This is a genomic window from Streptomyces sp. NPDC017056 (assembly GCF_044332485.1).
In the GTDB taxonomy this organism is placed as follows: Bacteria; Actinomycetota; Actinomycetes; order Streptomycetales; family Streptomycetaceae; genus Streptomyces.
The window spans coordinates 1-12694 of the sequence record NZ_JBIRPD010000028.1; the positions used below are offsets into that span (position 1 = coordinate 1).

The 12694-nt window shown below is 71.3% G+C and carries 10 protein-coding genes and 2 rRNA genes; 5 read left to right on the forward strand and 7 right to left on the reverse strand.

The window, feature by feature from the left end; all coding sequences use genetic code 11:
• The 4 genes from ACH4OW_RS35370 to ACH4OW_RS35385 form a co-directional block, all read left to right on the forward strand.
• A 23S ribosomal RNA gene (locus tag ACH4OW_RS35370) occupies positions 1 to 74 on the forward strand; the annotation flags it as partial.
• A 121-nt stretch (positions 75 to 195) separates the two neighbouring features.
• Positions 196 to 312 (forward strand): 5S ribosomal RNA (gene rrf, locus ACH4OW_RS35375).
• A 190-nt stretch (positions 313 to 502) separates the two neighbouring features.
• The gene (locus tag ACH4OW_RS35380) at positions 503 to 1690 is read left to right on the forward strand and encodes a hypothetical protein (protein ID WP_398032349.1); all 1188 of its coding nucleotides are present in this window, start codon (positions 503 to 505) and stop codon (positions 1688 to 1690) included.
• On the forward strand, positions 1672 to 2397 hold the full coding sequence (locus tag ACH4OW_RS35385) for a hypothetical protein (protein ID WP_398032351.1): 726 nt from the start codon (positions 1672 to 1674) through the stop codon (positions 2395 to 2397). Before ACH4OW_RS35380 ends, ACH4OW_RS35385 begins: the two co-directional genes overlap by 19 nt.
• A 101-nt stretch (positions 2398 to 2498) precedes the next feature.
• On the opposite strand, the gene ACH4OW_RS35390 is transcribed toward ACH4OW_RS35385, so the two are convergent.
• From ACH4OW_RS35390 to ACH4OW_RS35410, 5 genes are all read right to left on the reverse strand, one after another.
• Positions 2499 to 4319, reverse strand: a complete 1821-nt coding sequence (locus tag ACH4OW_RS35390) for an IucA/IucC family protein (RefSeq protein WP_398032352.1) — start codon at positions 4317 to 4319, stop codon at positions 2499 to 2501.
• Complete coding sequence (locus ACH4OW_RS35395; protein WP_360136592.1) at positions 4313 to 4885, reverse strand: GNAT family N-acetyltransferase; 573 nt, start codon at positions 4883 to 4885, stop codon at positions 4313 to 4315. Before ACH4OW_RS35395 ends, ACH4OW_RS35390 begins: the two co-directional genes overlap by 7 nt.
• On the reverse strand, positions 4882 to 6204 hold the full coding sequence (locus tag ACH4OW_RS35400; protein WP_398032355.1) for a lysine N(6)-hydroxylase/L-ornithine N(5)-oxygenase family protein: 1323 nt from the start codon (positions 6202 to 6204) through the stop codon (positions 4882 to 4884). Before ACH4OW_RS35400 ends, ACH4OW_RS35395 begins: the two co-directional genes overlap by 4 nt.
• Before the next feature lie 64 nt (positions 6205 to 6268).
• On the reverse strand, positions 6269 to 7855 hold the full coding sequence (locus ACH4OW_RS35405) for a pyridoxal phosphate-dependent decarboxylase family protein (RefSeq protein WP_398032358.1): 1587 nt from the start codon (positions 7853 to 7855) through the stop codon (positions 6269 to 6271).
• Between the two features lie 226 nt (positions 7856 to 8081).
• Complete coding sequence (locus tag ACH4OW_RS35410) at positions 8082 to 9344, reverse strand: DUF1015 family protein (RefSeq protein ID WP_398032360.1); 1263 nt, start codon at positions 9342 to 9344, stop codon at positions 8082 to 8084.
• A 141-nt stretch (positions 9345 to 9485) separates the two neighbouring features.
• Here ACH4OW_RS35410 and ACH4OW_RS35415 point away from each other — a divergent pair, with 141 nt between their 5' ends.
• Positions 9486 to 10514 (forward strand): HAD-IIA family hydrolase, encoded by a 1029-nt coding sequence (locus ACH4OW_RS35415; RefSeq protein ID WP_360136596.1) that lies wholly within the window; start codon positions 9486 to 9488, stop codon positions 10512 to 10514.
• A gap of 106 nt (positions 10515 to 10620) precedes the next feature.
• On the opposite strand, the gene ACH4OW_RS35420 is transcribed toward ACH4OW_RS35415, so the two are convergent.
• Both ACH4OW_RS35420 and ACH4OW_RS35425 read right to left on the reverse strand, forming a co-directional pair.
• A complete protein-coding gene (locus tag ACH4OW_RS35420) occupies positions 10621 to 11514 on the reverse strand; it encodes a siderophore-interacting protein (protein WP_398032363.1) in 894 nt (297 codons plus the stop codon).
• A gap of 85 nt (positions 11515 to 11599) precedes the next feature.
• Positions 11600 to 12628 carry an ABC transporter substrate-binding protein gene (locus ACH4OW_RS35425; protein WP_360136598.1) on the reverse strand — a complete coding sequence of 343 codons (1029 nt, stop codon included), beginning with the start codon at positions 12626 to 12628 and terminating at the stop codon, positions 11600 to 11602.
• Positions 12629 to 12694 lie beyond the last annotated feature (66 nt).

Here is a 12694-nt window from a genome sequence, read left to right on the forward strand (position 1 = left end):
GGTTGATAGGCCAGATATGGAAGCCCGGTAACGGGTGGAGTTGACTGGTACTAATAGGCCGAGGGCTTGTCCTCAGTTGCTCGCGTCCACTGTGTGGTTCCCGGGTTGCGAACAGTCGCAGCGTCGGTTGAACCAAGTTCCACTGTTTCATTCTTTAATTGAAGAGTGTGCTTGTTCGCTAGAACCCGATAGGGTTTCGGTGGTCATAGCGTTAGGGAAACGCCCGGTTACATTCCGAACCCGGAAGCTAAGCCTTTCCGCGCCGATGGTACTGCAGGGGGGACCCTGTGGGAGAGTAGGACGCCGCCGAACAATCTTTGAAGGACCCTTGGTCCCAGCGTTCACGCTGGGGCTGAGGGTCCTTTTTTGTTTGGCCGAAGCGCGCCGAAGTGATCGGTGCGCGAGAATGTTGGCAGTACCGAAGACAGGAGCACGTCGATGTCCACCAACTCTTCCGACGATCGCCCGGAGCGCCGGCCGCAGCGGCGCGACGGGGGCGACCGTGGGGGCTTCCGCCGCGACGACCGGCGTGACGACCGTGCTCCGCGCCGTGACAACGACCGCGGTGGCCGGCCCTCCGGTGGCGGTTTCGGTGGTGGACGCCGCGACGAGCGTGGTGGCTTCCGGCGTGACGACGACCGCGGCGGTTTCCGCCGTGACGACCGCGACCGTGACCGCGGCCCCCGCCGCGATGACGACCGCGGCAGTTTCCGTCGCGATGACCGTCGTGACGAGCGCCGGGGTGGCGACCGTGGCGGTTTCCCGCGTGACGACCGCGCCCCGCGCCGCGAAGGTGACCGCGGCGGCGACCGTGGCGGCTTCCGCCGCGACGACCGGCGTGACGACCGACGCGATGACCGCCGTGACGACCGTCCTCGTTTCTCGCGTGACGACCGCGCGCCGCGTGGCCCGCGCCGTGACGACGACCGTGGCAGCTTCCGCCGTGACGACCGCGACCGTGACCGCGGCCCCCGCCGCGATGACGACCGCGGTGGTTTCCGCCGTGACGACCGTCGCGACGACCGTGCGCCGCGCGGCCCGCGTCGTGACGACGACCGCGGCAGCTTCCGTCGCGACGACGACCGTGGTGGTTTCCGTCGCGACGACCGCGGCGGCGACCGTGGCGGCTTCCGTCGCGATGACCGCCGTGACGACCGCCGTGATGACCGTCCTCGTTTCTCGCGTGACGACCGTGCGCCGCGTGGCCCGCGCCGTGACGACGACCGTGGCAGCTTCCGCCGTGACGACCGCGACCGTGACCGCGGCCCCCGCCGCGATGACGACCGCGGTGGTTTCCGCCGTGACGACCGTCGTGACGACCGTGCGCCGCGTGGCCCGCGTCGTGACGACGACCGTGGCAGCTTCCGTCGCGACGACCGCGACCGTGACCGCGGCCCCCGCCGCGACGACGATCGCGGTGGTTTCCGCCGCGACGACCGCCGTGACAACGACCGTGGCGGCTTCCGCCGCGACGACCGCGACCGCGACCGTGACCGAGGCCCGCGCCGCGATGACGACCGCGGCGGGCGGCGTCCGTACGGTGCCGGGCGGGGCCGTGACGACCGCGGCGGTTACCGGCAGGACGACCGTCGGGACGACCGGCGGGACCGGGAGCCGATCAAGCGGCTGCCGATCCCGGAGGACGTCACGGGCGAGGAGATCGACAAGGATGTGCGGCAGGAGCTGCTGAGCCTGCCGAAGACGCTCGCCGAGGACGTCGCGAAGAACCTGGTCATGGTGGCCAAGATGCTCGACGAGGACCCCGAGCAGGCGTACGGGTACTCGCGGGTGGCGCTGCGGCTGGCGTCGCGCGTTCCCGGTGTGCGCGAGGCGGCCGGCTTCGCCGCGTACGCCGTCGGCAAGTACGGCGAGGCGCTGGCGGAGTTCCGCGCGGCGCGGCGGATGACCGGCAGTGTGGAGCTGTGGCCCGTGATGGCCGACTGCGAGCGCGGCCTCGGCCGGCCGGAGAAGGCCCTGGCGATGGCCGGCGAGCCCGAGGTGCAGAAGCTGGACCGGGCGGGCCAGGTCGAGATGCGGCTGGTCGCGGCCGGTGCCCGGCGTGACATGGGCCAGGCGGACGCGGCGGTCGTGACGCTGCAGAGCCCCGAGCTGGCGTCGAACTCCGTCCAGCCGTGGACCGCGCGGCTGCGCTACGCGTACGCCGACGCGCTCCTGGAGGTCGGCCGCGAGGACGAGGCGCGCGAGTGGTTCGCCAAGGCGCTGGAGGCCGACCAGGGCGGCACGACGGACGCCTCGGACCGGCTGGCCGAGCTGGACGGCGTCGAGTTCACGGACGTGCTGGAAGGCGCGGACGACGAGGACGACGAGCCGGTTGACGGCGACGACGCGGCCAAGGGCGCGGACGCTCCTCGTGAGGGGCGCCCCGAGCAGGGCTGATCCGCCGCCGGCACGGCCGGGCGGCGGGACATGAGTAAGGGCGGGACCCCACCGGGGCCCCGCCCTTACTCATGTGCGGGAGTTGCTCGTACGCGGGAGTGTCAGTCCCGCTTGGCCGGGGCGTAGCGGGCGATCGGGTTCTCCAGGGTGCCGATGAGCTGGAGCGCGCCCGCCGGGTCCTGGAGGTCCACCATCTGCTCGTTGTTGCGCAGCTGGAGGCGGTTGAGGCAGGAGAGCGCGAACTCGTCGGCGAACATGTCGTACTGCCGGAACTTGTCGGCGAGCTGCGGGTTGGCCTCCTGGTACGCGTGCACGCAGTCGGCGACCGTACGCCAGAAGGTCTCCTCGTCCAGTACCCCGTTCGTGACCAGGATGCCGTTCAGGTAGCGGAAGAAGCAGTCGAAGACGTCCGTGAAGAGGGACAGGAGCTTCTTGTCCTCGGGGACGTCGGCGCGGATGCGCTCGACGGCCGGCGGCAGTACCGCGTCCGGGTCCATCACCGCGATCTCCTCGGCGATGTCCTTGAAGATCGCGCGCTGTACGGTGCCGTCCTCGATGACGAGGATGACGTTCTCGCCGTGCGGCATGAACACCAGGTCGTAGGCGTAGAAGGCGTGCAGGACCGGGACCAGGTAGGCGTCCGCGTAGCGGCGCAGCCAGTCCGCGGGCTCCAGGCCGGATTCCTCGATCAGGGCGGCGGCCAGCGAGCCGCCCTCGGGGTCGGTGTGCAGCAGGGAGGCCATGGTGGCGACCCGCTGGCCGGGTTGGAGGGTGGGCACCGGGCTCTCGCGCCACAGGGCGGCGAGCATCTTCAGGTACGGGGAGCCCTTGGCGGTGGCGGCCTCGTACTGGCGGTGGTGGTAGCCGACGGCGGCGCGCTCGCGGATGATCGAGAAGCGGGCGGCCTGGAAGGTCTCGTCGCTCGCGATCAGGCCGGCGAGCCAGTCGTTGATGGCCGGGGTGGCCTCCATGTAGGCGGCGGACAGGCCGCGCATGAAGCCCATGTTGAGGACCGACAGCGCCGTCTTGACGTAGTGCTTGGACGGGTCGCTGGTGTTGAAGAACGTCCGGATGGACTGCTGTGCCAGGTACGCGTCGTCGCCGGGGCCGAGGCAGACCAGGTGCTGTTGGGCGACCTCGGCGGCGAAGGTGACGGAGAGCTTGTTCCACCACTGCCACGGGTGGACGGGGATGAGGTGGTAGTCGGCCAGGTCCAGGCCGAGGTCGCCGAGGGTGGCGGCGAACCGGTCCAGGGTGGGGCCGCCCAGCTCGTCCCGGACCAGCCGGTCGTAGTCGAGGCCCTCGCCCGCGGTGAAGGTGGAGCGGTCGCGGCGCGCGGCGAGCCAGATCAGGTGGACGGGGCTCGCGGCCTCGGGGGCGTACGCGTGGTATTCGTGTACGCCGAAGCCGAGGCGGCCGTTGTTGGCGACGAAGCCGGGGTGGCCCTCGGACATGCCCGTCTCGATGGTCTGGAAGTCCGCTTTGGCCAGTTCGGCCGCGGCCATGGGGCCAGCGGCCAGTTTGTAGGCGGTGCCGGACAGGGTGGAGCTGATCTCCTCCAGGTACACCGGGAGGATGTCGTCGCCGAGGGCGAGGGTGCGGCGCAGTTCGATGAAGAAGTCGAGCGCGTCGAGGGGGACCTCGGCGCCGTCGCGGTGGCGGGTGATGGCGTAGGCGTCGATGTGCCAGTGGTCCAGGCTCAGCCGGCGGGCGGTGAAGCGGTACTCGACGCGGTCGTCGTCGCTGCGGACGACGTAGTGGCCGTCCTGCGGGAGCCGCTGCGGCGTGAGGAGGCGCTCGTGCGAGAACTCGGCCAGTGCCTTGCGTACGAGGAGGCGGTTGGCGCGGGCCCACAGCTCGGGGGTGAGGTGGCGGACGGCGTCGCGTGCCGGGGCCTGGGCGTCGGCGGTGGGGTTCAGCATGGGTTTTCTCCTCGGGCGGCCAGGAACTGGTCGCGGGTGCAGGTGCTCAGGTACGCCTCGCCCTTGGGCAGCGTGACGGTGCGGAGGATCTCGAAGCCGACGGCCTTGTTCAGGGCGTGCACGGCGGTGTTGCCGGTGGCCGGTTCGACGACGACGCGCTGGTTGCCGGGCTCGGCGAACAGCATGTCCATGACGGTGGTGATCACGGCGAGGGTGAAGCCGTGCACCGGGGTGTCGGTGGGCGCGGTCAGGAAGTGCATGCCGACGTCGCCGGGCGCGGCCTCGTGGACCTCGGTGACCTCGCGGTGCGCCGGGTCGTAGCGCTCCATCAGGAAGGCGGGGACGCCGTTGTGCAGGCCGAGGAAGGCGTCGTGGTACGGGTCGGCGTCGATGCGAGCGAACTCCTGCTCCACCGCCGCGAGGTCGGCGTCCTGCATCATCCAGTAGACGGCTTTGGGGTGGGTGACCCAGCCGTGCAGCAGCTCGGCGTCGCCGGCCGGGTCGACCGGGCGCAGCGCGAACTCGCCGAGCGAGGCGTGGGTGCGGGTGAAGACGGGCGCGGTCATACGGGGGAGACCTCCACGGGGTGGTGCGGTCCTGCCGGGGCGGCGAACTCCTGGAAGGCGATGGACTTCTCGACCGGGTAGTACTCGCGGCCGAGCAGCTCGCGGATGATGCAGGAGTTGCGGTACGCGGCCATGCCCAGGTCGGGGGTGACGAAGCCGTGGGTGTGCAGTTCGGCGTTCTGCACGTAGATGTCCCGGCCCGCGGTGTCGATGCTGTAGTTGCGGTTCACCGCGTAGCGTCCGGCGTCGTCCCAGGCGATGCGGTCGGTGACGGGGGCGAGGAACTTCGGTGTCTCGTACCGGTATCCGGTGGCGAGGACCAGGCCCTGGGTGGCGAGGGTGAAGTCCTGGCCCTGCTCCTCCTGGCGCAGCCCGAGGGTGTACGTGCCGGAGGCCGCGTCGTACGTGGCTTCGTTGAGCGCGGTGTTGGTCAGCAGCCGGGTGGGGCAGGGGCCGTGCAGGTTCTTCTGGTAGAGCAGGTCGAAGATCTCGTTGATCAGCTCCGAGTCGATGCCCTTGTAGAGGTTCTTGTGCGAGGCGTTGAGCCGGTCGCGGGTGGCCGGGGGCAGGGCGTGGAAGTAGTCCACGTACTCCGGCGAGGTCATCTCCAGCGTGAGCTTGGTGTATTCGAGGGGGAAGAACCGCGGGGAACGGGTGGCCCAGGTCAGGTGGTAGCCGTGGCTGTCGATGTCCTGGAGGAGGTCGAGGTAGATCTCCGCCGCGCTCTGGCCGCTGCCGACGATGGTGATGGAGTCCTTGGCCTGGAGGGCGGCCTTGTTCTCCAGGTAGTCGGCGTTGTGCAGGAAGTCGCCGCCGAGGCCCTGGCAGGCTTCGGGGATGTGCGGCGGGGTGCCGGTGCCGAGGACGAGCTTGCGGGCGCGGTAGGTCTTCTTCTCGCCGGTGGGCAGGTGGTCGGCGTGGACGACGTAGACCTGCTCGTTCTCGTCGTACTCGACGGTGGTGACCTGGTGGCCGAAGCGGACGGTGTCCAGTTTGGCGGCGGCCCAGCGGCAGTAGTCGTTGTACTCGGCGCGCAGCGGGTAGAAGCTCTCGCGGATGTAGAAGGAGTACATCCGGCCCGATTCCTTCAGGTAGTTCAGGAAGGAGAACGGCGAGGTGGGGTCGGCGAGGGTGACCAGGTCGGCCATGAAGGGCACCTGGAGGGTGCTGGTCTCCAGCATCATGCCGGGGTGCCAGTCGAAGGACGGCTTGTTGTCCAGGAACAGGCCGTCGAGTTCGGCGATGGGGTCGGTCAGGCAGGCGAGGCCGAGGTTGAAGGGCCCGAGGCCGATGGCGAGGAAATCGTGAGGGGCGGACACGTGGGGTCTCCGTTTGCGGGATGTCGGTCGGCCGTCGGCTGTGGGGGCCGGTCGGCGGGGACGGTCAGCTCGCGGCGCTGAGGGCCGGTTCGGGGCGTGCGGCGAGGTACGCGCCGGCGTGTTCGGCGATCAGGTCGAGGACCGTGGCGATGTCGGCCAGCGTGGTCTCGGGGTTGAGCAGGGTGAACTTCAGGTAGTGGCGGCCGTCGACGACGGTGCCCGCGACGATGGCGTCGCCGGAGGCGAACAGCGCTTCGCGGGCGTGCAGGTTGACCTCGTCGCTCAGGACGGGGTCCCGGTCGTCGGTGTGCGGCAGGTAGCGGAAGACCAGGGTGCTCAGCTGGGGCTCGACCACGACCTCGAAGCGGGGGTCGTCGTTGAGGATCTTCCAGGCGTCGGCGGCGCGGTCGACGACCTCGTCGAAGAGTTCGCCGATGCCGTCGGCGCCCATGGTGCGCAGGGTCAGCCAGAGTTTGAGCGCGTCGAAGCGGCGGGTGGTCTGGATCGACTTGTCGACCTGGTTGGGGATGCGCCGCTCGGCCATCCGCGCCGGGTTGAGGTAGTCGGCGTGGTACGTGACGTGCCGCAGGGTGGCGTGGTCGCGTACCAGGACGGCGCTGGAGCTGACCGGCTGGAAGAAGGACTTGTGGTAGTCCACGGTCACCGAGTCGGCGCGCTCGATGCCGTCCAGGAGGGCGCGGCGGCGGGAGACCAGCAGGCCGCAGCCGTACGCGGCGTCCACGTGCATCCAGGTGTCGTGGCGGGCGCACAGGTCGGCGATCTCCGGCAGCGGGTCGATGCTGCCGAAGTCGGTGGTGCCCGCGGTGGCGACGACGGCCATCGGGATCAGGCCCTCGGCCTCGCAGCGCGCCAGTTCGGCGGCGAGCGCGTCGGCCCGCATGCGCTTGTCCGGGCCGCACGGCACCGCGATCACGGCTTCGGCGCCGAGGCCGAGCAGGGTGGCGGCCTTCTCGATGCTGAAGTGGCCGACCTGGGAGGCGAGGATGCGCAGCCGGGGCAGGATGTCGGTGCGGCGTACCGGAGTTGTGGCGCCGGGGGCGGACGCGTCCGGGATGTTCTCGCGGGCGAGTGCCTTGCGGCACGCCTCGTCGCGGGCCAGCAGCATGGCCTGGAGGTTGGACTGGGTGCCGCCGCTGGTGAAGATGCCGTCGGCGCGCTCGCCGAGGCCGATGCGCCGGGCGGTCCAGTCGATCAGGCGGCGCTCGATGAGGGTGCCGCCGGCGCTCTGGTCCCAGGTGTCCAGGGACGAGTTGACCGCCGAGAGGACGGCCTCGCCGACCAGGGCGGGGATGACCACCGGGCAGTTGAGGTGCGCGAGGTAGCGCGGGTGGTGGAAGTAGACGGCGTCGCGGAGGTAGACCTCTTCGAGTTCGTCCAGGGCGGCGGCGGGGTCGTGCAGCGGCTGTTCGAGGTCGATGCCGGCCACCGTGGGGGTGAGGTCGTCGACCGTGACGCCGGTGAAGGGGCGTTCGGTGCCGGATATTTTGTCGGCTATGCGGTCCACGCCGTCGGCGACCGAGCGGCGGTAGTGCTGGGCGGTGCTGTTGTTGAAGAGCTGTGAACGGCTGTCCGGCGCCCCGCTGTGCGCGGCGGGCGACGGGTCCTCGGCGGAGTGCGCGAGGGGACTCATGAACGTGTCCTCCCTGATGCGGACTTGCTCACGTGGGGGGATGCGCATGGAACGCCCGCGCTGGGGCAGAAGTCGGTAGCGCAGGGGGGAACAGCTCCATCCGCTTACGTGATGAGGTAAGCCTAACCTAACCTGTGTGGCGGATGGGTGAGGGGTGCCGCGGCCCCGGCACGGAACGCGCATGCCGGGCCTCACACGGGAGTTCAGGGATTCGGTACGGCCGGAATCAGGCGGAGTCGTCCAGAACGCGCAGTACCAGCCCGGTGGCCGGCTTGGGCCCGAAAGACGTCGACTTGCGCGGCATGGTCACCCCGGCCAGCGCGAGTTGGCGCACCGTCCGCTCCGGCACCGGGCGCATCAGCACCGCCGTACCGCCGTGCTTCGCCGCCTGCTCGACGGCGTCCCCCGGGCTGTGCAGGTAGCTGATCTCCGACGGGTGGTCGCGCACCCGCCAGACCTCGTCCAGCAGCGCCGAGTGCAGCACGGTGGCGTCCAGCCCGCGCCACGCCTCGGGGCGGTCGCGGCGGACCGTACGGTCGAGCAGCGCCGCGTCGGGCCGGTCCAGCAGGCAGAACCGCTCGGGGCCCGAGGACAGTAGGAAGGCGTTGCCCGGCGCCTCGTCCAGCGCGGCCAGCGCCGCGTCGAGCGGCCCCTGCACCGGGCGGACGCGGAAGGCGTCGCCCACCCCGGCCAGCGCCGCGTCGAGCGGGAGGTGCGGCAGTACGCGGTGGATGGCGCGCACCTGGAGCGGGTGGCGCGCGGAGTCCACGAGCAGGACCAGCCCGGTCGCCCACGGGTTGACGGCACCGTCGCCGGGGTGCTCGCCGTGCAGCCGCTGGTAGGTGGCCCAGCGGTGGTGCCCGTCGGCGATCAGGGCGTGCCGTATGGCGAGGTCGTCGTCGACGGCGGCCAGCTCGGCGGGGTCGGTGACCGCCCACAGCCGGTGCGCGAAGCCGTCCTCGGTGGTGGTGGCGAGCAGCGGCGGGGTCCGCAGGGCCCGTTCGATGACGCCGGTGGCGCCACCCCCGTCGCCCTGCCCGACGTAGGAGAGCAGCAGCGGCTCGAAGTTGGCGGCGGCCTCGCGCATCAGGGCCGCGCGGTCCTCGACGACCTCGGGGATCACGTCCTCGTGCGGCAGTACCGGGCCGTCCAGTTCGAGCGCGCCGATCAGGCCGCGTTGCAGCAGCCCGTCCTTGCTCTGCTCGTACACGTAGAGCGCGGGCCGGTCGTCCGGCGCCAGGACGCCCTCCGCGCGCCAGCGGCGCAGCGTCTCGGCGGCCTGGCGGTGCCGGGTCGCCGGGTCCGGGGCCTGCGGGAGGATGAGCCGCACGATGTTGTACGGGTCCGCGGTCTCCAGGTGGCGCACACCGTCCGGCCGCACGACGACGTCGTACGGCGGCGAGGTGACGGCCGTAAGGCTGCTGACGCGGTCCGGGGCGTAGCGCAGCCCGCGGAAGGGGTGGAGGCGAAGGCCGTCGGTGCTGGTCATTGGGGAATGCTATGCCGCTTCGCGGAGTGCGGGATGATCGGGGGGAAACCGTTTTCCCACTGGATGAACCGGTGTGTGGAATTCCCTTTCACGTACCGCTGAAACCCCCTGTATACCTGAGTGGATAAGGAGCGAAACGGCATGAGCGAGCGGGTTCGCAAGCGGCCCGGACGGTGTGAGCGGACACTGGGCGAGGCGTATGACACGGCACTGCTGGATCTGGACGGTGTCGTGTACGCCGGCGGCTCGGTGATCGAGCACGCCGTCGCGTCGCTCACCGCGGCCCGGGACGGCGGCATGCACCTGGCGTACGTGACCAACAACGCGTCCCGGACGCCGGACGCGGTGGCGGACCAGCTGACCGGCTTCGGCCTGCCGACCGCCGCCTCGGACGTCATCACCTCGGCACAGGCGGTGGCGCGGCTGATCGCCGGACAGGTGCCCGCGGGCGCGCGGGTGCTGGCGGTCGGCGGCGAGGGCCTCCGGGTCGCGCTGCGCGAGCGCGGGCTGGTCCCGGTGGACTCGGCGGAGGACGACCCGGCCGCCGTGGTGCAGGGATTCGACCCGAAACTGGACTGGGAGCGGCTGGCGGAGGCCGCGTACGCGGTGCAGCGCGGCGTCCCCTGGTTCGCCTCGAACACGGACCTGACCATCCCCAAGGAGCGCGGCATCGCGCCGGGCAACGGCGCGCTGGTGCAGGTCGTGCGGACCGCCACCGGCGGCACGCCCCAGGTGGCGGGCAAGCCGGAGACGCCGATGCACCGCGAGACGGTGCTGCGCACGGGCGCGCGGCGGCCGCTGGTGATCGGTGACCGGCTCGACACGGACATCGAGGGCGCCTTCAACGGCGGCGTCGACTCGCTGCTGGTGCTGACCGGTGTGACGACCGCCGCCGAGCTGCTGGCGGCCCCGCCGCAGCACCGCCCCACGTACGTCGACGCGGACCTGCGCGGCGTGCTCGGCCCGCAGCCCGAGGTGTCCGAGGAAGAGGGCGGCGGCTTCGGGTGCGGCGGCTGGACGGCGTCCGTACGCGACGACGCGCTGGTGCTGGACGGCGAGGGCGCGCCGCTGGACGGCCTGCGCGCGCTGTGCGCCGCGGCCTGGACGGCGGCGGGCGACGGCGAGTGCGGCGCGGACGCCGGCAAGGCGCTGGCGCGGCTCGGCCTGTAGGAAGCGCGCCGCCACGTATGAAGGGAGGGCCCGCTCGGTGCCGAGCGGGCCCTCCCTTTTGGTGCGCGTACGGACCGTCGTACGCGCACGGCCTGTAGGGACCGGTTCAGTCCTCGTCGGTGGCGGCCGCCGTGCCCGCCACGTACTCCGCGAGCAGGTCTTCCTCGCTCGCCCCGCGCCGCCAGTACCCGGTGAACTTCACCGCGCGGCGGTCGAACGCGCGCTCCCGCACCAGGTGGCGGCGGAGTGCCTTGACGCAGCCCGCCTCGCCCGCGATCCAGGCGTACGGCGTGCCCTCGGGCAGCCCGGCGGCGCGGACCGTTTCGAGCAGCGTGCCGGAACCGTCCGTCGGCTGCTCGTCGCGCACCAGCCAGGTGATGTCCGCGTCGGCGAAGGTGGGCAGCTCCTGGCGGTCGTCGGCGTGCGCGACCTCCAGGAAGACCTTGGCCTGGGTGCCGGGGGAGAGCCAGCCGAGGATGCCCGCCACGGCGGGCAGCGCCGTCTCGTCGCCGGTCAGCAGGATCCAGTCGGTGCCGGGCGGCGGGCGGAAGTCGACGCCGCCGTTGTCCTCGACGGCCGGGCCGAGGATCGAGACCCGGTCCCCCGGCACCGCGGACGCGGCCCAGCGCGAGGCCGGACCGCCCGTCCGCGCGGCGCCCGGCGCGTCGGCGCCGTGCAGCGCGAAGTCCACGTCGACCTCGACCGGGTCGTGGCGCTGCGCCCTGATCGTGTACGAGCGCATCAGGGGCCGCTCGGCCGGGTCCTGGACGCGCCAGGCGGCGTACCAGTTCTCGCCCTGGTCGGCGAAGACCGGCTCGGACTGGTGTGCCTGCGGGAGGAACAGTTTGAAGCGCTGGTCACGGCCGCCGGAGGCCAGGTCGCCGAGCCGTTCGCCGCCGAAGGTGATCCGGACCATGGAGGGGCCGAGCCGCCGGGTGCGGACGACGTACACGTCGAAGAAGCGGAACGGGGTGGTGGCGGGTGCGGCGGTCGTGGTCATGCGGAGGAACCTCCCGGAACCGTGACTCGGTGACGTGGGCGGAAGACGGGACGCCGGGGCCGGCACGGGGCCGGCCCCGGGTGCGTCAGCTGACCTTCTTGGCGTTCTGGATGGCCTTGGTGAGCTCTTCGATCAGCGGGGCCGCGCCCGCGTAGGAGAAGCGCGGCTCGCTCGACCAGCCCGTGACCTGCCCGGCCTTGACGGCGGGCAGCTTGGCCCAGGCGGGCTTGGCGGCCAGGTCCTTGGGCTGGAGGGCGGAGGTGCGGTTGTCGAGCATGAGCACGTCGGCCGGGTACTTGTCGGCGTTCTCCCAGCTCAGGGGCTCGAAGTAGCCGGCCTTGTCGAGGTTGTCCGGCACGATGATGTCCACGCCCAGGGACTTGAAGTACATGATGTCGGAGTTGATGCCGGGGTTGGACGCGTAGAACAGGTCGGCGCTGCCGGAGCAGGCGAGCACCTTGACCGGGTTGGACTTGGCGGCCTTGCGCAGTTCGGCGGCGGCCTTCTCGAAGCGGGCCTTGTCGTCCACGACCTTCTTGGCCTTCAGGTCGGCGCCGAGGGACTGCGCCAGCTCCGCGTACCGCTCGATGATCTTCACCAGCGGGACCCGTGCCGAGGTGATCGCCACGCTCTTGGCCAGCTTGGTGATCTTGTCCTTGCTCTCCTCCGGCACGAACCACAGGGCGCCCGGCTCGTACATGTTCGTGATGAGCAGGTCGGGGTTGAGGGCCGCGTACTTCTCGACCGCGAACTGGTTGTACGCGTTGCCGATGATGGTGACCCGGTCCACGTCGATGTCGCCGGCCTGCGGGTCGGCCTTGCCGTCCTTGAGCTTGGTGGGGCCGAAGACGCCGACGACCTGCTTGTCGATGCCGAAGTCGTAGAGCGCGGCCGCGGTGCCGGTGAAGGCGACGATGCGCTGCGGCACGCTGTCGAGGCTGACCTTCTCCTTGCGGTCGTCCGTGAAGGACCAGGGCCCGCCCTTGACGTCCTCCCCCTTCGCGCCCGTCGCCTTGCCGCCGCCGCAGGCGGCCAGCAGGGCGCCGACGCCGAGGGCGCCACCGGCGGCGAGGACACCGCGACGGGAGAGAGATACGCTGCGGGGGGTGCTCATGGCTGATGTGCTTCTTCCTTCACGCCGCACTGCAAAAGGGCTGGTGAACGGCCCTGCGGAGCGACT